Origin of the sequence: Streptomyces sp. 130 (assembly GCF_007096885.1) — a bacterium.
Taxonomy (GTDB): Bacteria; Actinomycetota; Actinomycetes; order Streptomycetales; family Streptomycetaceae; genus Streptomyces.
In genome coordinates this window covers 1-23,313 of sequence record NZ_VJNO01000003.1, presented here as the reverse complement: position 1 = coordinate 23,313, position 23,313 = coordinate 1, and the positions used below count along the sequence as shown (strand labels likewise).

23 protein-coding genes and 3 pseudogenes are annotated in these 23,313 nt (G+C 69.6%); 17 read left to right on the top strand and 9 right to left on the bottom strand.

Annotated features, from left to right (window positions below):
- The first annotated feature begins 417 nt into the window (after nt 1–417).
- Nucleotides 418–1,047: a M15 family metallopeptidase gene (locus FKN01_RS32430; protein WP_185992745.1), complete on the top strand. Its 630-nt coding sequence runs from the start codon at nt 418–420 to the stop codon at nt 1,045–1,047.
- Nucleotides 1,048–1,401: 354 nt separating this feature from the next.
- Nucleotides 1,402–2,247: a hypothetical protein gene (locus tag FKN01_RS04050; protein ID WP_143616425.1), complete on the top strand. Its 846-nt coding sequence runs from the start codon at nt 1,402–1,404 to the stop codon at nt 2,245–2,247.
- A gap of 220 nt (nt 2,248–2,467) precedes the next feature.
- Here the strand turns inward: FKN01_RS04050 and FKN01_RS04045 are convergent, their stop codons facing one another.
- From FKN01_RS04045 to FKN01_RS04030, 4 genes are read right to left on the bottom strand one after another with little or no spacing between them, the layout of a single operon-like run.
- Nucleotides 2,468–4,168, bottom strand: a complete 1,701-nt coding sequence (locus tag FKN01_RS04045; RefSeq protein ID WP_143616423.1) for a glycosyltransferase — start codon at nt 4,166–4,168, stop codon at nt 2,468–2,470.
- Nucleotides 4,168–4,929 (bottom strand): PHP domain-containing protein, encoded by a 762-nt coding sequence (locus FKN01_RS04040; protein WP_185992733.1) that lies wholly within the window; start codon nt 4,927–4,929, stop codon nt 4,168–4,170. Before FKN01_RS04040 ends, FKN01_RS04045 begins: the two co-directional genes overlap by 1 nt.
- 47 nt (nt 4,930–4,976) lie before the next feature.
- Nucleotides 4,977–5,981, bottom strand: coding sequence for an ATP-grasp domain-containing protein (locus FKN01_RS04035; RefSeq protein WP_185992732.1), 1,005 nt, complete (start codon nt 5,979–5,981; stop codon nt 4,977–4,979).
- 44 nt (nt 5,982–6,025) lie between these two features.
- On the bottom strand, nt 6,026–7,231 hold the full coding sequence (locus FKN01_RS04030; protein ID WP_185992731.1) for a PIG-L deacetylase family protein: 1,206 nt from the start codon (nt 7,229–7,231) through the stop codon (nt 6,026–6,028).
- 1,168 nt (nt 7,232–8,399) lie between these two features.
- On the opposite strand from FKN01_RS04030, the gene FKN01_RS04025 reads away from it, so the two are divergent.
- The gene (locus FKN01_RS04025; RefSeq protein WP_143616414.1) at nt 8,400–8,825 is read left to right on the top strand and encodes a hypothetical protein; all 426 of its coding nucleotides are present in this window, start codon (nt 8,400–8,402) and stop codon (nt 8,823–8,825) included.
- Nucleotides 8,826–9,077: 252 nt separating this feature from the next.
- Nucleotides 9,078–9,933, top strand: a pseudogene (locus tag FKN01_RS04020) (IS5 family transposase).
- Here the strand turns inward: FKN01_RS04020 and FKN01_RS04015 are convergent.
- On the bottom strand, nt 9,882–10,091 hold the full coding sequence (locus FKN01_RS04015) for a hypothetical protein (protein WP_260696777.1): 210 nt from the start codon (nt 10,089–10,091) through the stop codon (nt 9,882–9,884). The pseudogene FKN01_RS04020 and the gene FKN01_RS04015 overlap by 52 nt on opposite strands.
- 9 nt (nt 10,092–10,100) lie before the next feature.
- Between FKN01_RS04015 and FKN01_RS04010 the strand changes: the two genes are divergently transcribed.
- The gene (locus tag FKN01_RS04010) at nt 10,101–10,352 is read left to right on the top strand and encodes a hypothetical protein (RefSeq protein ID WP_143616412.1); all 252 of its coding nucleotides are present in this window, start codon (nt 10,101–10,103) and stop codon (nt 10,350–10,352) included.
- Between the two features lie 117 nt (nt 10,353–10,469).
- On the opposite strand, the gene FKN01_RS04005 is transcribed toward FKN01_RS04010, so the two are convergent.
- A complete protein-coding gene (locus FKN01_RS04005) occupies nt 10,470–11,213 on the bottom strand; it encodes an SDR family oxidoreductase (protein ID WP_143616410.1) in 744 nt (247 codons plus the stop codon).
- 162 nt (nt 11,214–11,375) lie between these two features.
- On the opposite strand from FKN01_RS04005, the gene FKN01_RS04000 reads away from it, so the two are divergent.
- The 4 genes from FKN01_RS04000 (at nt 11,376) to FKN01_RS03980 (ending at nt 13,638) form a co-directional block, all read left to right on the top strand.
- Nucleotides 11,376–11,987 carry a TetR/AcrR family transcriptional regulator gene (locus FKN01_RS04000; RefSeq protein ID WP_143616408.1) on the top strand — a complete coding sequence of 204 codons (612 nt, stop codon included), beginning with the start codon at nt 11,376–11,378 and terminating at the stop codon, nt 11,985–11,987.
- A 371-nt stretch (nt 11,988–12,358) separates the two neighbouring features.
- Entirely contained in the window at nt 12,359–12,703 is a 345-nt protein-coding gene (locus tag FKN01_RS03990; protein ID WP_143616406.1) for an HAD hydrolase-like protein, read from the top strand.
- Nucleotides 12,598–12,897 carry an HAD family hydrolase gene (locus tag FKN01_RS33675; protein WP_398930941.1) on the top strand — a complete coding sequence of 100 codons (300 nt, stop codon included), beginning with the start codon at nt 12,598–12,600 and terminating at the stop codon, nt 12,895–12,897. The genes FKN01_RS03990 and FKN01_RS33675 overlap by 106 nt, the downstream gene beginning before the upstream one ends.
- Before the next feature lie 372 nt (nt 12,898–13,269).
- Entirely contained in the window at nt 13,270–13,638 is a 369-nt protein-coding gene (locus FKN01_RS03980) for a VOC family protein (protein WP_143616402.1), read from the top strand.
- A 154-nt stretch (nt 13,639–13,792) separates the two neighbouring features.
- Here FKN01_RS03980 and FKN01_RS32980 read toward each other — a convergent pair whose 3' ends face one another.
- Nucleotides 13,793–14,023 (bottom strand): hypothetical protein, encoded by a 231-nt coding sequence (locus FKN01_RS32980; RefSeq protein ID WP_260696770.1) that lies wholly within the window; start codon nt 14,021–14,023, stop codon nt 13,793–13,795.
- Between the two features lie 95 nt (nt 14,024–14,118).
- Entirely contained in the window at nt 14,119–14,256 is a 138-nt protein-coding gene (locus FKN01_RS32975) for a hypothetical protein (RefSeq protein WP_260696760.1), read from the bottom strand.
- A gap of 168 nt (nt 14,257–14,424) precedes the next feature.
- On the opposite strand from FKN01_RS32975, the pseudogene FKN01_RS33670 reads away from it, so the two are divergent.
- From FKN01_RS33670 to FKN01_RS03955, 4 genes and pseudogenes are all read left to right on the top strand, one after another.
- Nucleotides 14,425–14,670: pseudogene (locus FKN01_RS33670) on the top strand (LysE family transporter); the annotation flags it as partial.
- 476 nt (nt 14,671–15,146) lie between these two features.
- Nucleotides 15,147–15,536, top strand: coding sequence for a hypothetical protein (locus tag FKN01_RS03965; RefSeq protein WP_143616400.1), 390 nt, complete (start codon nt 15,147–15,149; stop codon nt 15,534–15,536).
- A 266-nt stretch (nt 15,537–15,802) separates the two neighbouring features.
- The gene (locus FKN01_RS03960; protein WP_143616398.1) at nt 15,803–16,459 is read left to right on the top strand and encodes a hypothetical protein; all 657 of its coding nucleotides are present in this window, start codon (nt 15,803–15,805) and stop codon (nt 16,457–16,459) included.
- A 634-nt stretch (nt 16,460–17,093) separates the two neighbouring features.
- The gene (locus FKN01_RS03955) at nt 17,094–17,780 is read left to right on the top strand and encodes a type 1 glutamine amidotransferase domain-containing protein (RefSeq protein ID WP_143616800.1); all 687 of its coding nucleotides are present in this window, start codon (nt 17,094–17,096) and stop codon (nt 17,778–17,780) included.
- 426 nt (nt 17,781–18,206) lie between these two features.
- Here the strand turns inward: FKN01_RS03955 and FKN01_RS32425 are convergent, their stop codons facing one another.
- The gene (locus FKN01_RS32425) at nt 18,207–18,365 is read right to left on the bottom strand and encodes a hypothetical protein (RefSeq protein ID WP_185992729.1); all 159 of its coding nucleotides are present in this window, start codon (nt 18,363–18,365) and stop codon (nt 18,207–18,209) included.
- Between the two features lie 47 nt (nt 18,366–18,412).
- On the opposite strand from FKN01_RS32425, the gene FKN01_RS03950 reads away from it, so the two are divergent.
- The 4 genes and pseudogenes from FKN01_RS03950 (at nt 18,413) to FKN01_RS03935 (ending at nt 23,208) form a co-directional block, all read left to right on the top strand.
- On the top strand, nt 18,413–19,165 hold the full coding sequence (locus FKN01_RS03950) for an MFS transporter (protein WP_185992728.1): 753 nt from the start codon (nt 18,413–18,415) through the stop codon (nt 19,163–19,165).
- A gap of 579 nt (nt 19,166–19,744) precedes the next feature.
- Nucleotides 19,745–20,611, top strand: a pseudogene (locus tag FKN01_RS03945) (AbfB domain-containing protein); the annotation flags it as partial.
- A 586-nt stretch (nt 20,612–21,197) separates the two neighbouring features.
- Nucleotides 21,198–22,220 (top strand): acetylxylan esterase, encoded by a 1,023-nt coding sequence (locus FKN01_RS03940; protein WP_143616394.1) that lies wholly within the window; start codon nt 21,198–21,200, stop codon nt 22,218–22,220.
- A gap of 199 nt (nt 22,221–22,419) precedes the next feature.
- Nucleotides 22,420–23,208, top strand: coding sequence for an IclR family transcriptional regulator (locus tag FKN01_RS03935; RefSeq protein ID WP_143616392.1), 789 nt, complete (start codon nt 22,420–22,422; stop codon nt 23,206–23,208).
- The last annotated feature ends 105 nt before the right edge of the window (nt 23,209–23,313 follow it).

Below are 23,313 nucleotides of genomic sequence, written 5' to 3'. Positions count from 1 at the left end.
ACCGCACGAGCCGCATCACAGGCGCCGACGCCGGTGCGAACAGGACACTGCCAGTGCGGCCGGATCTCCTACCAGGTCACCGGCGTACCGGACGATCCGCATGTGTGTTCATGCCCCCATGAGACCCGCATCTCCGGCGGGCCCGCAGTGCTGTGGGTCGGCTTCCCCCTCGACTCCCTGATCTGGACAGGGCCCGGGGGACAGCCGAAGTGGTTCGCGACCTACCCAACCCTCCGGCGCGGCTTCTGCCCCGACTGCGGAACACACCTCGTGTCCGTGGCCGACGGCTCCAGTACGGTCATGGTGACCGGGTTCAGCCTCACCGACCAGAGGGGCATCGAGCCCCTCGGCCACTCCTACCGCGAGAACGCCGCGCCCTGGATGCACGTCACCCTCGCGCCCGGCCCCATCGTCCTGATGTCCGACCCGCGAGTGGCGGCCGTCCCCGTCACCGACTGCGGAGAGCCGCTCGTCGACGTGCGCGGGACCCTGCTGGTCGACGACCGCCGAGCCGATGCCACCGGCTCGTACGCCCACCTGCGCAGCGGCGTGCTCGACCGGCTCGTCCACGCCCAGTCGCTTCTGCCCGACGGGCTGCGCCTGCTCTTCGTCGAGGGCTACCGTCCGCCCGAACTGCAACGGACCTACTTCGAGGAGTACGCCGGCGAGCTCCGCGCGACCAATCCGACCTGGTCCGACGAGCGGGTCCACCAGGCCACCAGCCGGTACGTGTCCCCGCCGGAGATCGCCCCCCACAGCGCCGGCGCCGCCGTCGACCTCACCCTCGTCGACGCCGACGGCACCGAGCTCGACATGGGCACGCGCATGAACGCCGGCCCGGAGGAGAGCGACGGCGCCTGCTACACGGACGCCGCCTCGATCAGCCCCCAGGCCGGCGCGAACAGGGCGCTGCTGAGCGACGCCCTGTCCGCCGGCGGGCTGATCAATTACGGCACCGAGTGGTGGCACTGGAGCTACGGCGACAGGTACTGGGCGTTGATGACCAGCCAACCGGCAGCCCTGTACGGTCCTTGCTCCCCACAGTGACAAGGCCGCCGATGGCCGCCGGGGAGCCCTGCCCCGGCGCCCTGCCCTTCCTCATGCCCGACCCCGCCCAGCTACTTCTGACGGCGACCGAAGGCACTTGTGGTGCTGACGCCGCGCGGGATCAGTCGAGCCGGGGCTCCGGGCCGGGGCCGGCTGGTGGGACCGGACGGGGACCCGGGGGCCACGCTTCCCGAGAACGCCTCGAAGGCGGCACTGCCTCATTCGTCTCGCGAGGTGCCGGCGCAATAACGGCAAGCGTCTGGTGCGGGGGGAAGCTGTTGCCGTAGGGTGCCGGACGATTGATGGGAGCGCTCCCATCAATCCCTCCGACCTCCCCCGACTGGAGAACTCCGCATGCGCTACTCCCTTCCCGCCGTACGGCGGGTGCTCGTCGCCGTCGCCCTGGCCGGCGTCACGGTGGTGGCCGCCACCGGCGGCGCTCCGGCGCACGACCGCCACGACGGCCGACCCGTCGGCGGCTGTGCTCCCGACCCGGCGTTACTGTTCTGCGAGGACTTCGAGGAGCTGCCGCCCGGCGCGGGCACCAGCCTGCGCTGGGGCGTGGACACCCGGAACGGCGCACTGTCCGTCGAACGCGTGCGGGGCAGCGGACACGGTGCGAAGCGCGGCGCGGACCGAGTGCTCCGGGTGCGCACCGAGGGCAACGGATACGCGTTCTTGGAGGTCGACGATTTCTCGGCCCCGGACAACAGCTTCTTCGGCCGGATGCGGGTGAAGGTCGACGATTTCCCCACCGCTCCGGACTGGGCCCACTTCACCCTCGTGGAAGCCACCGGCCAGGGCGATGGCAGTGTGGTTCGACCGATCGGTGGCCAGTACGTCCCCACCGTCGGCAACGGGGTGCAGCTGTGGGGGATCGGCTCGGACGGCGGCCCCACGGGCGACTGGACCGACTGGCGCGAGTCCGCCCCGGCCGAAGCGGGCAAGTGGACGTGCCTGGAATGGGAGGTGGACGCCTCGGACAACCGCGTGGCGGTATGGATCGACGGCGAGCCCCAGCCCGACATGACCGTCACCACCACTCGGCACGGCGGCAATCCGGTGGACTTCGTCCTTCCCGCCTTCGACACCGTCCGCATCGGCTGGCAGCTCTACCAAGGCAACCCCACCCCGGACTCCTACGACCTGCGCCTGGACGACCTGGCGCTGTCCACGAAACGCGTCGGATGCGGCCGCTGACCGGCACCACGAGCCGGCGCCCGCTCAGGGCACCGGCCGGTTGAGACCGACGGCGAGCAGGGCGATGACGGCCAACACCACGGCAGCCGCCATCGCCACCACCCGCCCCCCGGCAGCAACGCGTTCAGCCCAAGCCCGGCGCAGGGCCCCAGAGCGAGGCGTCGGCCCGGCGGCGGCGCTCGATGCGAGCCTGTGGGCCGTGGGCGACCGAGGCTGCGGATCACACGAGCCAGATCTGCCTGCAGATCATCAGTGCTGCGATGAGGGCGAGGACTGCGATCTGCCACCACAGCAGTGCCCGGTCACGCTGGGCATCCTGGGCCGTGAGGCGGGCACAGCGTGTGTGGAACTCCTCGATGGAGGCGGTTTGCGCGGTGCTGGGAGACCGGTGACGAGGCTGTGTCTGAGGACGGTCGTTTACAGCGGGTGAGGTGGGGGCCGGCTGCATCTTGCCTGTTTTCACTGTTCGGTCCCAGGACTGTCGCGCACCGCGGACTTGGAGGGCGAAGGCGGCGAGGGTGCACGCGGAGAGCAGCGAGCCGTAGCCGACGAGGTGGATCATGGGCGCGGCGAGCCGGTTGGCCCACGTGCCGGTCAGACGTGTGGCGAGCCAGGCGAGAGGCATGCACAGGGCGAGCCAGCAGTACGCGAACAGCATCAGGGGGTGGGGGGAGTCTCTGGTCGTACCGAGTCCGAGGTTCTCGAGCCAGGGGAGGGTGAGGGAGGGGGCGGCGGTGACGGCGAGGAAGAAGCAGGAGACGAGGCCGGGAAAGGCGAGTGCTTCGCGCCAGCAGCGGCGGGCGGTTGCCGGGTCGACGGCGAGGCTGAGCAGGGTCACGAAGAGGTAGCTGGCGAGGTTGACCACCCACAGGGCCTTGAAGGCGAACCAGGCGCTGCTGGTCTCGGTGTAGAAGAGGAAGATCAGTGCCGCCGCGCTCAGGAGCATCAGGAAGGGGGTGAGCAGTACGGCGAACCACATCAGTGCGAAGAGCCAGGAGCCGAGGCGGTTGTTTCCTGTGCGGTGGCCGCGGAACCACAGGTTGTGGTAGCGCCGGGTGACCTGGAAGTTGCCGCGGGCCCAGCGCAGGCGCTGGCGCCACAGCCCGGCGGGGGTGTCGGGTTCTTCGGCGAGGACGAGTGCGTAGCCGTCGAAGACGACGTGGCGGCCGGTCAGCTGGGTGTCGAAGGTGGTGACGGTGTCCTCGGCGAGCGTGGAGGTGTCGATCTGCCCGCCGAGCGCGGTGAGGTTGGCTCTGCTGTGCATCTGGGCTCCGCCGGCGAGGCAGGCAAGGACACCGAGGACGTTCTGGGTGCGGCGGGCGGCGGCCTGGGCGGTGATGTACTCGTACGCGATGTAGCGGGTGAGGTAGTTGCCGCGGTGTCCGCTGCCCTCCTGGATGTAGGCGGTGACCGCGCCGGTCCCGGGGTCGGCGAGATGGCGGGTCATGCGCCACAGGGTGTCCGGGGCGAAGACGACGTCGGCGTCCATGATCAGGACCGCTTGGGCCCAGTCGTCGGCGAGGACGTGCCGCAGGCCGTGGTTGAGGGTGTCGGCCTTGCCCTGTCCGCCTCTTTCCCGGCGCAGGTGGACGACGCGCCGGGGTGCGGCGGCCTGCAGTCGGGCCAGGGCCTGCGGTGTGTCGTCAGTGCTGGCGTCGTCGATGACGACCACGCGCAGCCGTTCCGGCGGGTAGTGCGAGGTCAGGAGCGCGCCGATGGACGTTTCCAGCACCGCGCTCTCGTTCCTGGCGGGGACGAGAACAGTGGTGCGTGGCAGATACGGCCGTACGTCGTGGTAGATGCCGCGGTAGCGCTGCAGACCAACCAGGAGGAACTGGACGACGGCGGTCACCAGTGGGAGCGCTCCGAAGAAGACGCAGACGAAGGCGATGGTGTGCGCGACGACGGTCAGAGTCCTCATCAGCGTTCTCCCGGCACGCGGGGTGCGTCGCTCGTCCCGAAGGGCGGGTGGGCGGCCCGCTGCGCGCGCAGCACCTGGGCGGCGAAGTCCCACGCGCCGATGTCGGCGGCGATGTGGGCGTCGCTGCCCGCCACCAGCCGGACACCCAGATCCCGCAGGACGCCGGCGGTCGCCGCGGACGGACAGCGCCACTTCTCGTTGATCTCCACAGCGGTGTCCGTCCGCCGGCATGCCGCGGCGATCCGGCCCAGCCGCGCGGCGCCGACCGCGCGTTCGTCGAGCCCGGCCTTCGGCAGGACGCTGAACAGGTGAGCCAGGTGGGCGCTCAGGCCCGTCGGGACCTGGTGAACGGCGGCCACGATCGCCTCGGTGACAGCATCGAGGGCGTCATCGGACCTGATCCGGGAGCCGGCGAGCAGGTCGGCGATCTCCGCGGGGGCGACGGGGCCCTCAGGTGTCGGGAAGCGGTGGTCGGCGATCGCGACGTGTTCGACGCCGGTGAGATCGGCAGGCAGGTCGAGCCGGCCCTCCGTGTCCAGGATTTTCGCCTCAACCCCGCACACGACAGTCAGAGGGCCGGCCTGCGCGGCAGCCGCCCGTACCGCGGCGGTGTACTCGGGCAGCCAGTCGGTGTCCCGGCGGACGTGGTCGGTGACGTACAGCGTGCGCAGCCCTGCCGCGGCGGCCGCACGGACCATGTCCAGCACGGTGCTGCGGCCGTCGGAGAACGTGGAGTGGGTGTGGTGGTCGACGCGCAGCACGCCGGAACCCGGCGCGGTGCCTCCCGCCGTGTGCGGGCCCGGGCCCTTCACGCCCGCCCTGCCACATCGCCCAGCTCCCCGAGGTCCATCACCACGTCCTGCCAGTGCCGTACGACGGACAGCTCCCGGTGCGGGATGTGGCCGGGGACGTCCATGCCGAGGAGCGAGGCCACGGCCCAGGCCGGCATGTGCACACCCGCGGCGACCGTGAGGGACATGCCGCCCGGCGGTCTGGGATTGACTTCCAGGAGCGCCGGCCGGCCTTCCCGGTCCTCACGGACCTGCACGTTGCAGATGCCGTGGAGTCCCGTCACGGCAGCGACCTTGGCGGCATCGTCGGACAGCGCGGGCCGGTGCAGGACGCGGCCGGCGACGATGATCCCGGAGTCGGTCTTGTCCCGGACCCGGGGCACGGCCGCGCGAACCGTGCCGTCGAGGGCGACGAGGACATCGAGCGAGTACTCGGCACCGGGCAGCAGCTCCTGCAGAAGGTACGAGCCGTCCAGGGGCAGCGCCGCCAGGTCGGCGGGCGTGTCCGCGAGAACGACACCACGTGATCCGCTTCCGCGCCTCGGCTTGGCGACGGCCGGGAACCCGGCCTCGAAGGACTCGGCGACTCCTGGCTCGAGCAGCACGGTGCAGGGCACCCGGACCGTGCCTCGGCAGGCCTCGATGAGCGTCCACTTGTCCAGACACCGCGCAAGCGCCGCCGCCCGCGGTACGAGCACCCGTGTCCCCGCCGCGGTGAACTCGTGCGAAGCACGGGCCAGGGGCAGCAGCTCGGTGTCGACAGTGGGAACCAGGACATCGATCCGCAGCCGGGCGCACAGCTCCTGCAGACGACCGGCGTACGCGGCGTCGTCACCGCGGGGGAGCAGCCAGCGCCGAGCATGCTCAACCAGGTAGAGGCCGGCGGCGTTCGGGTCGATGTCCCCGGCCCAAAGCTCACAGCTGCCGGCCAGCGCCCGCAGGAAACAGACCCCGGACGGACCACCCGCCCCGGTCACCAGAACCCGCGGCGGCCGGCCCAGCGGCACGGAAAGGTCGGGCACCGGTACATCCGACACGCCGGCGCCCGCGGCGCCGGAAACCGCACTCATACCAACGACCTCCCCAGCTCCGCGCTGTAGCGGACGACTTCCAGCGGCTCGGCGTAGGCGTCGCCGGTGAACCGCCCCCAGTACCGTGCCGTGGACCGGATCAGGCCCTCGTCCAGGTAGGCGCGGGTGTCCGACTGGGAGCGGTGAGCGCGAATCGCCTCCAATTTCGCCTCGACATCCTCTTCGCGGACGCCGATGAACCGGTTGGGACTGAAATTCACGGTCGCCGACGGCGACTGATAACAGGCGACGCGCGGCACACGCCGGCCGGCCACCAGAGCGGCCCGGTGCACAGCCCGGTGATCCTGATGCGTGTCGTGCTCCGAATGGACGAGCAACAGATCGGGTGCCACCCGCGCCACCACCTGCTCGATGGCCTGCACGGTCTCCGTGGCATCGGTGATGTGCCCGTCCGGAAAATCCGCCATATCGAACGAAGCGCCCAGCACCTCCGCGGCATGCCGCGCCTCCTGCGAGCGCCGGTCCGGATCCCCGCCGAAGGAGCCGCGCGACATGACCAGGACCGTGATGTCCCAGCCGTCACGCACCCGCCGGTGAATGAGCGCACCGGCCCCGATCTCCGCGTCATCCGGGTGCGCCCCCACCACGAGCATCCGCGGACGCTCACCGCCGGCACCGCCGTGCCGGGCCGCGTGCGTGCGGTAGGCATGCCGCACCACTGCGGCGACCTCGGCCCCCTGCGCCCCGCGGCGCAACACTTCGGCGGCACCTCCTCGCAGCGCGGTCAGAGTACTGGCGGAGGTGAGCCGGTCCGCGGTGAGCACGATCGCCGTATCGGGAAACTCCCTCAGCCAGGTGTCCAGCAGCGCCACCCGACGAGCCGGGTCCGGCTCCAGTGCCTCGTGCCACAACGCCACGTGCACATCCGCCGGATGGTCCCTGAGCATCCGCAGGAAATCCTCCATACCGGTGGTCTCACCCACCCACTCGGCACCCCGCTCCCGCAACCCCGCAGCGAGGTGGCCGCCAGCCGCAGCGTCCTGGTCGGCCACGACGATGCGCAGCCCGCTCAGCTCGTGGCCGTAGTCCGGTGGCAGCGGCCCGCCCAGCGGCAGCGGCCCGGCCACATCCACATGGGGCGGGCCGGAACCATCGCACGGCTCTGGCAGCCCCTCGTGGCCCGGTGCCTCGTCAGCGGATCCGGTATTCAAGGCCTCGGAGTCGTCATCGTTGGTCGTCACACTCCGAGTCTCTGCCGCCCCGGCCCGTACCGCACGACGAGGCCGTCCGGCACCTGGCAAGAGCCAGGGGGTGGGGCCCATGCCGCCTGATCACCGTCGACGCCTGCAGCTGCGGGCACGCTCACGGCGAGCACCGCTTACGGGACCAGCTCTGTCGAACCGGGAGCGAGGAGAGGAAAAGACAGCGCGGGCCGTCGGCGAAGACGCCAGGAACCGGTCGGCGTACAGCGCGGCCACCGGGGCAGCCAGGGCCTTGAGTGCGGACAGGAGCAGCCCCATACCCATCGGCTGTCCAGCTCACATGGTCGAGGGCGAACTGGGCGATCCAGGCGCGAAGCGCGTTCCGAGGCGTCGCACCCAGCACGTTCCGGAAGACGGCCCAGCGCAGCAGGAGGGCCGCGAATTGCACGCCGGCGAGGTGAGAAGGGGAGGCCGGAGGCCGGGGAAGAAAGAGCCACCAGTGCCGGCGCGGCGCCTGCGACGGACCGGCGATCCACCGCGCGCTGACGCTTGTAGGCCGCGAAACCTCCCGGGACGAGCCCATGGCCAAAAGCATCGTCGGCATCCAGCGATGCGTAACCGGCGGCAATGATGCGCGACGCGAGTTCCGAGTCCTCCGAACAGGCCCCGTACATGAGCCGGCACTCGTGGCACGGCACCTGCACGCTCATGCCTTTGCCCTGCACTTCCAACCGGGCGCAGAACCCTCCTGCGGCATCGCACGGAAGCTGACAGAGCGAAAAACGGGCGCGCGGATTTTTCGCACGCCCCCCGAATACCACCTTTTGCCTCGGCTCTCACTCCTCAACAGGGACACCCCGTCGCATACGCCTCTCGCACCGCAAACATGCCTTGCCACAAGCACCGCGCGGTCGCACGCTCGTGCCCCGCTTCCATCTGACACGAGGAGCCACAGTGCTGCGGAACAGACCCACGCCCAGAAGCGGCACCGCAGCGCCCAGCCACGACAGCAACCGTCCTTCTCACTCGCCACTCGGCACGCAGGCGGCGGTAAGGAAGCCCCCTTCCGTTCCTCTCAAACGGGCCCGGGGCGGCCCCCGCCCCCTCAACACCCTCACCCAAGGAGCAACAATGTCCCTCATACGCAAAGCCGCTGCAGCAGCAGCCGCCTTCGCACTTGCAGGCCGAGACACTCTCCCAGTCCTGCGTGAGCACCAGCACCCTGAACTTCAACCCCGGCCTGAACATCGCCCAGCCCCAGGCCGTCTCGATCACGGGAACCGGAAGCCTCACCGGCTGCCTCTCCCAGGCAGGCGCCTCCGGACTGACCGCGAACTACACGCTGTCGGGAACGGTCAACGGAACCTGCCTGCTCGGTACCATCACCCTCACCCAGGAAATCACCTGGAACAACGGTCAGAGCAGCACGGTCACATTCAGCGGCCCCTCAGTGGGCGTAGTCGGCAACGTCCTCGTCGGCACGGTTCAAAGCGGCCTCTTCCAAGGCAACCTCGTGGCCCTGCCCAACGTCCTCGCCACCACCCTGCTCGCCAACCCGACGGCATGCGCGGCCCCCGGGGGCCTCAAGCAGGCACAGGGAACAGGAGCCGAGGTGTTCACCAGCATCCTGTGAGGCACTCTCTACTGCCGAAGGGCCCACCGGCATGGGCGGGCCCTTCGGCAGCAGGGCGCAGCTCCACAGATTGGCGAACATGACGGGCAGGACCCTGTCGAAGTACGACGAGCGCGTAGGCGACGCCCACATCGCCTACGCGCTCGCGCATGGTTGGCGGCAGAGGGCCGCGTCGACGGCTTACTGATCGTTTCGGAATGAGTTGAGCCGCGGGTGTTGCGCTCGGCGATCTTGGTCGGCGGGGTGTCCGGCGTGCGTGCTGATCTTGTTCCGGGTGACCTGTGGGGGCGGGTGGCTCCGCTGCTGCCACCCCGCCCCCGAACGGTGCCATCGCTACCCGGGGCGGCTGTGTGTTCCCGATCGAGTGGCGCTCGCCGGCGGCATGTATGTGCTGCGGACCGGTGTCGCGTGGCGTGACGTCCCCGCCAAGGCAGTGGGCTGTTCTGGGGTGACGGCCTGGCGCCGACAGTGGCACTGCACCGAGGCTGGTGTCTGGCCGCGCCTGCATGCCGCCTTGTCGACCGAGCTTCGTCACGCCAGCCTGCTGGACCTGGATGACTGCTCGGTGGACGGACCGCACATCCGGGCGCTGAAAAGGGGGGACCGCGCCGCACCCTCGCCCGTCGATCGGGCCCGCTCTGGCTCGAAGCACCACCTGATCGTCGACCGTCACGGAACCCCGCTCGCCGTCACGCTCACCGGCGGCAACCGGCACGACGTCACCCAGCTCCTGCCTCTGCTCGACGCTGTTCCGTCGATACGGGGTCTGCGGGGGCGTCCCCGCCGCCTGTATGTCGACCGGAGCCCACGACTTCGACAAGTACCGCCGCCTGCCGTGGAAACGCGGCATCAAGCCGATGATCGCCCGACGCGGCATCGCTCACGGCTCCGGACTGGGCAAGGTGCGCTGGGGCCTCAAGCGTGCCTTCGCCTGGCTGCACAGTCCAAACGGCTCCACACCCGCTACGAACGACGCACCAATCTCCACCAGGGCCTGCCCGAACCTGCCTGCAGCCTCATATGCCTGCGCCCCCTGCGCACCTCGTCCAGAAGCGATCAGCTGGCGACAGTGAACCACCCCGGTCGCACCTCAGTCAGCAGCGGTTGAAGGGACCGCACGGCGGTCCGCAGGTCCTGATCCGTGACGTCAAGAGGTCCAGGCAGGCTCAGCCCGTACCAGCGCAGCCGCCAGATGTCGAAGATCTCGCTCCCGTCGGGTGCGAAGTCGACATCGACCCCGATGCCGTCGTCACTGCGAAGCGGCACTCACGCGTCGTGCCCGTCCCCGAGGGCGTCACGGCTCTTTTCGACCAGCCGCGAGAGCGCCTGGACGCCCTGGCCGACGACGTACTCCTGGCCGCTCTCCGCATCATCGCCGCCCTGGAATCCTTGGCTGCCGAAGCCGGGGTGGTTGCCGTACACACGGTCCGGGCCGACAACCAGTCCTGGGCCACGATTGCCAACGGTCTCGGACTCACCGAGTCCGAGACCGGCACCCGCCTTCACCGCTATGCACGCTTCTGCTGACCGGGGGCGGTCGCTCAGCGGCGTGGGGATTCGGGTCGTGGCGCCCGGGCCTGGCAGTCTCGGCGGGCGGGGGCGACGTGGACAGGCTCCTCACCGTGCCCCGGGGGAGTGAACGCCCTACGCCTGGGCGCCCATCGGGAGGTTCGCGCCGCCTGTGCAGTCGAGTACGACGCCGGTGATGAATCCGTTCGTCGCCAGGGAGTGGATGGCTCTCGCCACATCGGTGGCGCAGCCGACCCGGCCCGCTGGGGTCGTCTTCGCGAGGCCGTCGAAGAGTGCCGTGCGCTGTTCCGCCGGGACCCGGTCCCACCACGGGGTGTCGATCACGCCGGGGGAGACGGCGTTGACGCGGAGAGGGGCCAGTTCGACCGCGAGGGGCGGCACCATCGCCTCCAGGGCCCCGTTGATCGCTGCGAGGCCGGACGTGCCCGGGAAGGCGGCACGAGCCGAGGCGGCCGTGATCAGAGTGACGGAGCCGCGCCGGCGGTCGAGGCGGGGGAGCGCGGCCTGGAGGATGCGGACCTGGGGCCAGAATTTCGCGTCAAAGCCCGTGGCCAGGTCCGCGAGGTCCAGTTCCGCGAAGGGGCCGCTACCAGCGGCGCCGCTGACCGCGATGACCAGATGGTCGATGGGGCCGGATGCTGCGAAGAACGCCGCCGTGTCCTCCTGTGACGTGGCGTCCATCCGGTGGGTGAGCGTCTTGCCGCCGATACGGGTCGCCGCCTCGTCCAAGCGGGTCTGCGAGCGGCCGGTGATCGTCACCTCCGCCCCTGTCGCGGCGAAGAGTGCTGTGGCCTCGCCGATGCCGGAGCTGCCCCCCATGACGACGACGCGGGGGGCGGGCGTGTGGTCCGTGGCCATGATGGCGGTCCTCCGTAAGCGCTGTGCGCGGTTGTCGTTCATGCCTGTCTTCGGTCTTCCGTAAGGGTTGACGAGACCGTCGGTCTCGGTAAGGTGATTCTTGTCGAGACCGTCAGTCTCGTCAAGTGGTTCGAGCTCGGGAACTCGGAAAGGATGTGCGTCATGGCGGAAACGGAAGCGGACAAGAACACGAATGCGGGCACGGGCAAGGTGCGGCCCCACACCGGGCGCCGGCGCAACGAAGCGGCGCGACGGGCCATCCTCGACGCCGCGCTGCGGCTGCTCGGCGAGGGCGACGGCGCCCCCGTCACCGTCGAGACCATCGCGCGGGCGGCCGGGGTCGGCAAGCAGACGCTCTACCGCTGGTGGCCCTCCAAGGGTGCCGTGCTCCTGGAGGCTCTGGCGGAAAGCGCCCAGCAGGCCGTATCCGCCCCTGACCGCGGGGACCTGCGGAGCGACCTCCAGGTGGTCGTCGCCGCCACCTTCGCCGGGGCCCAGCGCCCCCCCGTGGGCCCGGCGCTGCGGACATTGGCCCGGGAGGCGGCGCGCGACCCTCAACTGGCTGCGCTCATGCGGGAGTTCACCGAGTGCCGTCGCGCGGCCCTACGGGAAGTGCTGGAGCGGGGGCGGGAGCGCGGCCAACTGGACCCCGGGCGGGACCTCGACCTGATGGTCGACCAGATCTACGGAGTCTTCTGGTACCGCTTCCTGCTCGGCCACGCGCCCCTCGACGACGCCACCGCCACGGCCCTCGCGGAATTGCTGCTGCGATGACGGCGGCTCGCGGGTTGTTCAGGGACGCGGAACGGCCAGTGGCCCGAGGCTCTGCGAGGGCCTCCGCGCGACGGAGCTTCGGCGCGAATGGCTGGCACCGCACACAACTGACCGCGCCGGGCGGTGTCGGGAGCCTACCCCTTTGGTCAAGATGGACGGATGCTGGTTCGAGCGGTCTGCTGGCTCGTCCGGCCATGATGCGTTCCTGCTGTTTGACGTCGGTTATGCGGCCTTCGTTGACTCCGGGGTTGTGTGAGGTCGTGATGTCCTGAGCGACGGCATATCGGCCCTCGTGGAGGGCTCCGGCAAGGCCGACGAGTGGTGCCAGTCCACTCCCTTTCGAACTTGCGCGCGGGCGGCATGCTGCGGACATGAAACGTGCTGTGTTATTTGATCTGGACGGGACCTTGATCGACAGCAGTCACGCCTACTTTTTCGCAGAGCGAGAAGCGCTCACCTGTATGGGATATGAAGGCTTCACCGCTGCCGATCATGCACGTTTCATCGGCACCAGCATGAAGGACATGTGGGAAACGTTCGTCGCCGAGCGGGACGTGCAAGCTTCCGCTGGGCACTTGCTGGAACTGAGCAACCGCTTTATCTCCAAGCGGTGCGTGAGTCGGTCAAGGTGCATCCGCACATGGTGGCACTCGCCGAGCGCTTGCGGCGTGCCGGATTCGAGCTGGCCGTGGCGTCCGGCTCCTCTCGTACGGTGATCGACGCGATGGTCGCTACAGCCGGACTGTCCGACCTCTTTCCCGTGCGAGTTTCGGCGGAGGACGTGGCACGAGGGAAGCCGGATCCAGCGGTGTTCCAGAGGCCGGCCGTAGTTTGTCAGTTTCTTCGGAAGTGTGCACGGTCGTGGAGGATGCCCCAGCGGGTGTGCAGGCTGCCTTGCGAGCTGGCATGAGCCGCGTGCCGGTCACCTCGGAGGCAGCCGGGGCATGTCCTCCCGCCCGGGGTGCGGGGCGTGTCGTGCTCGCCGAGCACGCCAATTTCGACGATGTCGATGTTTTCGGCTGGATCGTGGCAGGAAGCAGTCGGACGGCGGTTCGAGGCGGGAACCACGGGCTCTGACGGCTACGTGTATGTACATAATCACTGAAGCTCCGCCATCTTGAAGTGGCTGGTCAGCGGGGTGGCGTGACCTCATTTCGGGGTGCTCGTGCTGATCGTGGGCGGCAGTCTGTGTTGTAGATCGTCCGGCGGGGTGGTTCTGCCGATGAGTTCACCGTCCTCGAATGGTCTACCCAGCGACACGACCGTTCTCGACAGGAGTGCCATGTCCACCATCCAGCCCGTGATCCTGACTGCCGACCAGAACGTTCTGCTCGGCTTCTATACGAAATTGTTCGGCGCTGAGGAGATCTTCCGGGTACCGGAGGAAGGCGCCGCCTTCTACCTCGGCCTGCGCATCGGTGACACCGACCTCGGGCTGGTGGCCAAGGCGAACCCGGGGACCGGGGCGGCGTCGCGGATCCTGCTCAGCATCGGTGTCGACGACATCGACGAGACGCTCGCCCGGGTTGAAGCGCTCGGCGGCTCGGTCAACGGAGGCCCCAACGACATGCCGTGGGGACAGCGCGTCGCCCACATCAAGGACCCTGACGGCAACCCGGTGAATCTCACTCAGCCGATCCCAGCCCGGTGACGCTGATCCGGGGGCATGTGCTGATCGTGGGCTACCTGCGGTAGTCATCAACGGTCCGTAGTGGCCTCGATGTTCGTCAGGACGAGCAGCGCGCGAAACAGGTGGGTGGCGCGGGCGGGGTCAGTACGGAGCTTGGTGAGGGTCCGCCAGTTCTTCAGGTGGGCAAAGCCGCGTTCGACGGGGACGCGTCCGGCGGCGCGCAAGTGGGCCAGCAGGTGGTCGCGGCGGGCGGCGGTGACGTCGTGGGTGCGGCCGGGCCGGGCAGCGGATATCCGATCAGCCGGCCCTCCTCGTCGGTCAGGGCGAGGACGTGCAGGCCGTGACGGTGGTGCTTGCCGGAGTAGTTCGGCGGGTTCGCCTTCCCGGTGCGGCGCTGGGTGGGGATGAGGGTGCCGTCGATCAGGACGACCTCGCCGCCCCGCCGGGCGATCTTCTTCAGGGCGAGGTCCAGGCGTGGGGCCTTCGCGGCCAGCAGGCCGATCAGCTCGTCCGCCAGCGGCGCACGGTGGTGGCGGAGATGTCGTTACCGCCGGCCATGAGGGTGCGCGTGGACAGCGGCAGGCGGCACTGGTAAACCAGGGACACGGCGCCCCCGGCCCGGTCTTTGGTTTTCGTCACATAATCCCAACGGCCGCCGGGGCGTTGCAGTTACGCTCCCAGGCGCCGCCTTTCGCGCTCCCGCCAGGGTCAATGGGCGGACGGTGAACCGGCCGTCGGGCAGTTTGTGCAGCCAGCCGCGGTCGGCGAGCTTGGTCAGCTTTCCGCGCAGGCCGTTTCGCTGCGTTCGTCCTGACGGTGGTGGCGGTGGCGGCGGGCCTTTGCGCTGTGCTCACCGCGTCCGCCGTGGCCTTCAACGTGGTGAAGTGGTGTTGCGTGGCCTGCCTGCTCTGGCTCGGGCTGCGCACGATCGTCACTGCCTTACGCGGGCGACCCGCGCCTGCCCGACCAGACGAGGACGGCCGGCCCGGTCGATCGGACCCGGAGGGAAAGCGCGTGGGGCGTGGGCTCTTGCTCGGCAGGAGTTCCTGGTAGCTGCGTCCAACCCCGAAGCTTTTATTCTCTTTGCGGTTTTTCGTCCTCAGTTCCTGCCGAGTGACGCCGAGATTATCGCTGCTCCTCTACTGATTCTCGGGGCCGCATATATCGCCGTGGAGTTCTGTTGCGCGGTCGGCTACGCCGCCGTCGGTGGCTGGCTGAAGCGTCGGGGCAGCAAGGCCGGCCGGCCCCGTCGCCTGGTGGATGTCTTCACCGGAGTACGGCTCCCCGATCGCCTCCAGGCCTGCCCGCCTTCCGTCCGGCGTCTCCCAGCCGGATGAGCGGTTGTTCGAGGCCGTGGGGAGGCCGGTCAGGTTGGCGTCTGGTGTGCGGGGGCCGCAGGTGGCATCGCGGGAGGCCGTCGCCCGCATCCTTGGTCCCAAAGAATGCGAAGTCCCTTCCACCGCATGACATTCGTTCTTATGATCGACTTCGGTTCCCGACCGCCGGGAACCGGACAGGAGGAGGGGATCATGTCGCAGATGTCCAGACGGTCACTGCTGGGATATACGGGGACAGCCGCGGCCGGTGCGGTGTTTGCGACCGCCGGTACGGCAGAGGCCGCCGGCCGGGACGAAACCGCCACGGCGGCGAAGGCCACACAGGCGTCGGCGTCCGAGTCCGGCACGGCTCCCGTCGAGTTCATGGACGGCACCGAGTTCCGGGCCGACCACTCCATGGCCGAAAGCGACCTGATGATGGAGATGAGCTTCAAGGTCCGCGTGGACAAGCCGAACGGTTACCCGTCCGCCCAGGACATCACCCCCCTCGAGGTGGCCCAGGCGTTGTCCGCGCTCGCCCAGTCCAAGGGCTGGCCGCCGCTCACTTTCTACGGCACCCCGCCTCCCGCGCCTCTGAACTGATCCCGCGGCGCCCGAGGGCCAGGAGCGCACAGGGCGTACCGGGTGAAGGTGCGGCGGGGTCTACAGAGACGGCCTGCTTCACCGCCTTGCGAGCAAGAGGGCGGTGCGCGGTCCGGGCCATGCTGGGCGCCGCCGCACGTCGTGTTCGGACCCGATGCCAGGTTCCCTGGGAGCATTTCCCGGAGGGTCCTCGTATCAGGGAAGCCATTCACCTGATGCACAGCAACCACTGCCGTGGTCGTACCAGCAGAGGCGTTGTGGCTGGCATGTGCGCCAATGACGTGCGGGCTGCGGCCGTTCTCGCGATGCCGTTCCTGATTCGCATCGCCGCCGGTGCCCGCCACCCCTACCGCGCCGACGTGCTCGCGGAAGCCTCCGCCCCGGCAGGCGCCGGCCACTTCGGCGTCGCCTCCCGCGACGAACCGCTGCTCCACCGCGCCGACACCCAGGACAGCAACCCGTACGACGGCTACGGCGTCGAGGTGACCGGCTACCCTGCCGGCTGGTCCATCACCGCAGCCCGGGCCGCGATCACCGCCGACATTCCTCTCCTCCAGCCCCTCCTCGGCGACCCCGACCCCTCGATACGCATCCACGCCGCCTACACACTGGCCACCGCCCAAAACCTCAACCCCGCGGTCCGCTCCTCCTTCCACGCCCGGCTCGCGGCCGAGCACCATCCCATCGTCAGGGTGCCGCCCTGCTCCTGGCCACCGCCGAAGCCGCCCGAACCAACCCCCGTCCCCCGGCCATCGGATGGCTGCGCGAACACTGGCGCGATCGGGTGCAGGCGCCCGAATTCCAGCTGGCCGCCGCAATCGGCTGGCTCTGCCTCACCCACGAACCCGTACCTGACGACCTGCGCACCGTCCGACGACCTCAGCACCTACGGGCGCGCTCACACCATGGACGCCCTGCCCTGAATAGCCGCCGCCAGCAGATCCGGCGAAGCCGGACTGCACCACTGCGCACGAAAGCCGCTCCACCCCGACCAGCCCGCTCCTGAGGATTGCGACGACCCATGGGCCCCGCGCCTCCGGCCGTGAGAAACCAGGTGTCAAGGCTCGATCGTTGCTTTGAGTGACAAGTCGGACTGTATCGGTGGCCGTGGACTCTGGCTGCGCCGAGCACTGGGAATGTGCGGCGGTTATGGGCGTTGCCATACTCAGCTCGCCCCCGTGGCCCTGCGGGCGCGCCCGCTACCTGAGTAGACCAGTCGCGTAGTGCAAGGTGTCGAGCGCGGCGAAGACGGGTACAGCGAGGCGTGTACTGCTGGAAGACCGAAGGTCATGGAACGCGCCCTGGTAGGTACGGGCAACGGAGTGCATGGGAATGTCCGGCGCTGCCCACAGCCCGTAACGCGGGGATCCAGAGCGCGCTCAAGGCATGCCCCCTCCCCACAGTGTCGAGGGCAGCCAGTTGCCCCTTGGCTTCCCTCGGCTTCTCCGAACACGGGCGGCTCGTGCTGCCCGGTACCGGGCCGTGACCGAGTTCTTCGCGACGACGCGAACACGGCTCGCCTACTCAGACTCGCATCCTCTTGAGGAGAACATCATCATGAAGGTCCTCGTCGTCCTCACCTCACACGACCGGCTCGGCGACACCGGCCGTGCCACCGGCTTCTGGCTGGAAGAACTCGCCGCCCCCTACTACCGCTTCAAGGAGGCAGGGTGGAAGATCACCCTCGCTTCCCCGAAGGGCGGCCAACCGCCGCTGGACCCCAAGAGCAACGAGCCCGACGCCCAGACCGACCAGACGCGCCGATTCGAAGCGGACACCGAAGCCATGACAGCCCTGGCAAACACCATCCGCCTCGGCTCCGTCAACGCCGACGACTACGACACCCTTTTCTACCCAGGAGGCCACGGCCCCCTGTGGGACCTCGCCGAGGACGCGGACTCCGCCCGCCTGATCGAGACCACCCTGCGCGCCGGCAAGCCAATCGCCCTGGTCTGCCACGCTCCCGGCGTACTGCGCCACACCCGAAACGAGGACGGCACGTGCGCCGTACAGGGCAGGAAGGTCACCGGCTTCACGAACACGGAAGAGGAAGGCGTCCAGCTCACCGAAGTCGTTCCCTTCCTCGTCGAGGACGAACTGAGAAAGCTCGGCGGCCACTACACCAAGCAGGCGGACTGGCAGCCTTACGTCGTCCAGGACGGCCTCCTCATCACCGGCCAGAACCCCGCCTCCTCCGGTCCCGCAGCGGACGCTCTCGTGAAGTTCGTCTCGGCTCGCACCTGAGCAACGGACCGCTCCGGGATCGACGTCTACGCCGGGTACAGACGCGACCGTTATGGTTCGCGGCCGTGGACTTTGCTGATCTGGACTACCCGACCCGGGCCCGGACCCGGACCCGGACGCGGTCCGGCTGCATGCCGCCGGAACTGGCCTTCCGCCTTCTCGACCACGGCCATGCGACTGTGGTCGAGGAATGGGCCGGACGGGGGAGCGATTCTGCGCGCTTGAGTGGGCGCGGCGGCTGGGGAGCGGGGCCGGCAGGCCGACGCGCTGGAGGTGCTCGCCCCATACACCGCCACGGGATGGTGGACAGGCGTCGAAGCGACCGCCGAACTGCTGGAGAGCTGAGGCCGCGCCGACGAGGCGATCGACATCGTTCGGACCCGCATGGAAGCCGGGCTTCCGATGGCTCCGGAGTCCTACACACGGCTACTCGCCCGGCACGGCCGCGCCGAGGAGGCATTCCGACTTCCCGTGCCCCACGTCGACAACTGGGAGCTCGCCACCGCACTGGTCGATGTCGCCACCCTTGCCGGCCGCGACGAGGAGGCCGCCGTGCTCCTCGCCGGCCGGATCCGGGCCGACCACCGCCGCGACGGCCCATGGTGCGGCAGGCGGCCGAGTCGAGGAGCTGCGTGCCTACGCCGCGCTGGACGGACACGGGGACGCAGTCCAGCGGCTGGCGGACCTTCGACGCCCTGAGCTACCTGCTCTTGCTCCTGGCGGTCTCCTGCATCCGTAAGCCCTCCCACCCGAACCAGACTGAAAGCGCCGAGACGTCGCTCCGCCACGACACGATCGAGGGCCTGCGCCAGATCTTGACGAGTCCCTACCTCCACTCGGTCATCCTCGTGGCGGCGCCGGTGAACTTTGCGCTGACCGGCGCGCAGTTCTCGGCCGTACTGACCCTCGCCGACGCCGGCCACAGCCCGAAGGAGCTCGGTCTGGCCCGGGGCTGCATCGCGATCGGTGGCCTGCTGGGCGCACTCTGCGCGGTCCGCATACAGCGGCTGCTGCCCTTCCACCACCTGCTGCTGACGGCCATCAGCACGCTGCTGGCCCTGCTCGTGGCGAGCTCCGTGCTGAACGGTTCCCTCCTGATGGTGGCCCCGCTCGCGGCAGGCCTCTTCCTGGCTCCGGCCGTCAACTCCCTCCTCTTCGGCCGCCTCGCCTCGACCACCCCCCCGGCCCATATCCAGGGACGCGTCATCAGCGTCGTGGTACTCGCCGCCACAGGGGCCGCCTCGCTAGCCCCGGTCGTCGTCGGCACCCTGGTGGAACAGCGCGGCAGCACAACAGCGATGACCACGGCCGTGGCAGCAGTGGCTCTCTCCCTCACAGCCGCCGGCCTCAGCCGCGCATCTCTCCGAGAAGGCCGGAAAGCATGACTCGTGCGGCCGAGGTTCGTGGCAGGTCAGAGTGTTTTGGGTTGCCAAGTCGACTGGCTGAAGTTCCGCTCGGCCTGTGACGCCGGCCGCTCTGCCGCTCGCGCGTCTGTCCGGTGGTACCGGGACGCCGGCCGCGACCCCGGGGCACTGCCCCAGCTGGTCGAGGACTGTGAGACCGAAACGATGCACGCCCATGGCTGGTCTCGCGCCCCGCAGCCCGAGGCCTCGTCCAGCCCGCTGGCCCATAGGGGTTTCATACCGCGCGGACACGGCTGAGCACGGACGAAGATGCCTGCAGCAGCGCCGCTGAGCTTTCTGACGCTGAACAGCAGCGACGGGGACGTCCACACGATCGGGCGGCCAGCACGACCCCGGGGCTCAGAGAATCTCCAGCCGTGGTTCTCCCAGTCCTTCCGGCAGAAGCGGGCTTCGCTGATGACGGTGTCGCCGGCTCTGGCGGGGCGGGCGTACATGTCGAGGCCGTCCAGTCCGAGGTCGCCGCTGCAGCCGTACATCAGGCCTATCTCGTGTTCTTCGCTGTGCCGGAGCAGGGCAGCGTCGACGGTGGTGAGGGGCTGGTGGACCATCACGGGAACCCCCGTCCGGTTGTCCCGGTCCATCTACGACTGGCAGACGGCTGGGAGACGGCCGGGTACAAGGCCAACGAAGGCCCGGCCGTGATCCAGTACGGGGGCAAGGTGTTCCTCAGCTACTCAGCTTCCGCCACCGACTCCCGATACTGCCTCGCGCTGCTCTCCGCGTCCGCTTCCACCGACCTGCTGAACCCGGCTTCCTGGACCAGCGAGCCCCACACCGGTCTTCACCAGCAACGTCGCCACCTCGCAATACGACCCCGGCCACAACCAGTTCACGGTTTCCGAGGACGGCAGGAGCGACATCCTCGTTTACCACGATCGTTCCTACAAGGACATCACCGGCGCCCCGCTGAACGACCCCAACCGCCGGACCCGTGTCCAAGAGCTGTACTGGAACGCCGACGGCACACCGAACTTCGGCATCCCGGTCGCCGACGGCGTCGCCCCTGTTCGGCTGTCCTCGTACAACTACCTCGACCACTACGTCCGGCACTACGACTACCGGGCCAGGCTCGAACCGGACGTGACCGACCTCGCCGACTCCCAGTTCCGCACCGTCTCCGGCCTCGCGGGCTCGGGCACCGTCTCGCTGGAGTCGGTGAACTTCCCCGGCTACTACCTGCACACCCGCGGCAACGGCGAGGTGTGGGTCGACCGCAACGATGGAAGCGCCGCCTTCAGGAACGACGCGAGCTTCCACCAACGCCTCGGCCTCGCCGATCCGGCCGGCGTCTCCTACGAGTCCTCCGCCACCCCCGGCCGCTACATCCGGCATGCCCACATCCTGCTCCGCACCCAGCCGCCGGCCACCACCCCGGACCGGGCCGACGCCACCTTCTACCAGCGGTGACCGCCCGCCCGCTGCCCCGACGTCAGGGAGGCTTCCATGCGGGCAGGCCGTCCCAGCAGCTTCCGGCGAAGAGCCGCGGCGCTGCTGTCAGCCCTGCTGGTGAGCCTGCTCATGTCCGTCCTGACCGGTCCCTCGCGCGCGGCGGCCTCTGCGGGCCCCCACGTTCACCAACCCGCTCGTGGACCCACCCGACAGCGAGGACCCGGCCCGGAACCGGCCTGAGCACCGAGCCGCAGCCTGTTGCAAGGCGCAGGCCGATCACCGTATGGTCGCGCGGGCGACGATGATCGCGAGGGGGACTCAGCCGACGGGCACCGGGAAATCCTCGTGCTGATGTCCGGCGACGGAGCCGCGATGCGCCCGTCCGGCCCGAGCCAGGAGATCGAACGACGGGCCGTTGGCGTCCCGGTCTCCGAAGCATCGAAACAGCTGCCCGTGACCACCTCGCCCAGCGGAACGTGACCGTCGAGCCGACGGGCGGGGGGTCCGTAGCAGGTGCTGGGCGTCGACACAGCGGGGTACGTCGCGCCGAGAACCCGTCCGGGCAGACGCACTGCTCACTTCGCACACCGAATCAGGAGAGAACGTGTCCACCCCTCCACTTCCGACGCATACTGACGAACTCGGCTCGCTGCCCCACGATTTCCCCTTCGACCCCACCCACGGCTACGCCCTGCCGCGCCTCCTCGCGGTGAAGGCGCCGTCAGGACCGGATGACTTCGCCGACTTCTGGCGGGAGCGCCACGCGAGCGCGCTGCGCGTCGACACGGCGCCCCGGATCGAGGGCCCCTGGACCACGGTGGACGGCGTGCGGGTCGCCGACGTTTCGTACACGTCCACCGACGGCGTCCGTATCGGTGGGTGGCTGACCGTCCCCGTCGACGGCCGGGTCACCCAGGGCTGTGTCTCGACGCACGGATACGGCGGCCGGACGGCCCCGGACTCCTGGCAGTCCCCGCCCGGGACCGCGACCATCTGGCCCTGCCTGCGCGGGCTCGGAACGCGGAGCCTGCTGCCCGGCGTTCCCTCGCATTCGGCGGGGCACGTCCTGCACGGCATCGGCGCCCGGGAGTCGTACCTCATCGGCGGGTGCGTGGCGGACGTCTGGTGCGCGGCCACCGCGCTGCGGCTTCTGGTGCCCGAGACCGCTGGACGGATGACGTACCTGGGCACGAGTTTCGGCGGCGGCATCGGAGCGCTGGCGCTCCCGTGGGACGACCGCTTCCGGGCCGCCGGCCTGACGGTGCCCACCTTCGGCAATCATCCGCTGCGGGTGACACTTCCGTGCACGGGCAGCGGCGAGTCGGTCCGAACGCGGTTCGCCGAGGACCCCTCGGTGCTGGATGTCCTTGCGTACTTCGACGCCGCGACGGCGGCCCGGCACATCGAGATCCCCGTACACGTGGGCGCAGCCGTGTTCGATCCCCATGTGCCCCCGCCCGGACAGTTCGCGGTGCACAACGCGCTGGCCGGGCCGCGCGAACTCCTGGTTCTGCGAGCGGGGCACTTCGACCACCCGGGCGAGCCGGCCGAGACGGCGGCTCTCGAGGAGGCCCAGCGACAGTTCCTGTCGCGGGTGGACCCCGTGGTGCCTGGCCCCACCGTTTGACCGCCTGCCGTACGGCCGAATCCGCCGGGCCGAGGCGCTCGCGGGCTCCCGCTCTGTGACCTGGCGGTTCCGTGATGCCGCCGATGTCTCCGACCCGCAGGGCAGGAACCGCCACGATCGCTGATTCCAGGTACGGGCGCCAATCACGCGCGATATGCTGATGCAGAATGTGCAAGGCATTTGCAGAGCAAGGAGGGGCATGGCTACGCGTGGGACTGATGCAGCGACGAACCAGAGCGTCGAACGAGCGGTCTCGGTGCTGCGCGCACTCGACGGCGGCCGGCCCGAACTCCGGGTCTCCGACGTCGCCGAGCTCACAGGTCTGGGCTCTTCGACCACCTCCCGCCTGCTGTCCACCCTGGAACGCCTCGACATGGTCGAACGCGATCCGGTCAGCAACCTCTACCGCCTCAGCCTCGGCCTTCTCCCGCTGGCCGCCACCGCCACCAACCGCCACCCCGTGCACCGGGCCGCGCGCATGGTGCTCCAGGGCCTCGCCACCCGCACCGGTCTGGGGGCCAATGTGGCCGTACGCCGCGGCGGCGAGCTGATGTTCTTGTGCAATTTCGAGGGCACGCGCGCCCCGAAGTCCTATACGCAGGCCGGACATACTGCCCCGCTGCATGCCACGAGCATCGGCAAATGCCTGCTCGGCGGCATCGCCCCCAAGGAGCGCCGCAGGCTCCTGGGGGACCCGCTCGACGCACACACCGAGTACACGACCACCAGCCACGACCTCCTCGACGCCGAGATCGAGACCGTCCGGCGCACCGGATACGCCGTCGAGGCCGAGGAGCGTGCCCTGGGCCGCGCGTCCCTTGCCGCGCCGGTCCGTGACGCTTCGGGGGAGATCGTCGCCGCCATCTCGCTCTGGGGCCCGACCTCGGTGCTCGGGGACGGTTCCGGCACCGAGGGGCAGCGCCCCGCCCTCGTGCGCGAGGTCATCGAGGCCGCCGATGCCATCAGTCAGGCACTCGGCGCGCTCTGACGCGCACGCCAACGGGGTGGACGGCTAAGAGGTCCTAACAGAAGTCGGCTGATGGTGTGACTGTCAGCTCAGATGCTCGTTGCTCTGTTCGTGGGGAAGAGGAAC

Bases quoted from the DNA above. Each gene is read 5' to 3' on its own strand.
- FKN01_RS32430 (WP_185992745.1), top strand. From the start codon at position 418: ATGTCCGACCCGCGAGTGGCGGCCGTCCCCGTCACCGACTGCGGAGAG.
- FKN01_RS04050 (WP_143616425.1), top strand. From the start codon at position 1,402: ATGCGCTACTCCCTTCCCGCCGTACGGCGGGTGCTCGTCGCCGTCGCC.
- FKN01_RS04045 (WP_143616423.1), bottom strand. From the start codon at position 4,168: ATGAGGACTCTGACCGTCGTCGCGCACACCATCGCCTTCGTCTGCGTC.
- FKN01_RS04005 (WP_143616410.1), bottom strand. From the start codon at position 11,213: ATGGCCACGGACCACACGCCCGCCCCCCGCGTCGTCGTCATGGGGGGC.
- FKN01_RS04000 (WP_143616408.1), top strand. From the start codon at position 11,376: ATGGCGGAAACGGAAGCGGACAAGAACACGAATGCGGGCACGGGCAAG.
- FKN01_RS03990 (WP_143616406.1), top strand. From the start codon at position 12,359: ATGAAACGTGCTGTGTTATTTGATCTGGACGGGACCTTGATCGACAGC.
- FKN01_RS03980 (WP_143616402.1), top strand. From the start codon at position 13,270: ATGTCCACCATCCAGCCCGTGATCCTGACTGCCGACCAGAACGTTCTG.
- FKN01_RS03965 (WP_143616400.1), top strand. From the start codon at position 15,147: ATGTCGCAGATGTCCAGACGGTCACTGCTGGGATATACGGGGACAGCC.
- FKN01_RS03960 (WP_143616398.1), top strand. From the start codon at position 15,803: ATGTGCGCCAATGACGTGCGGGCTGCGGCCGTTCTCGCGATGCCGTTC.
- FKN01_RS03955 (WP_143616800.1), top strand. From the start codon at position 17,094: ATGAAGGTCCTCGTCGTCCTCACCTCACACGACCGGCTCGGCGACACC.
- FKN01_RS03935 (WP_143616392.1), top strand. From the start codon at position 22,420: ATGGCTACGCGTGGGACTGATGCAGCGACGAACCAGAGCGTCGAACGA.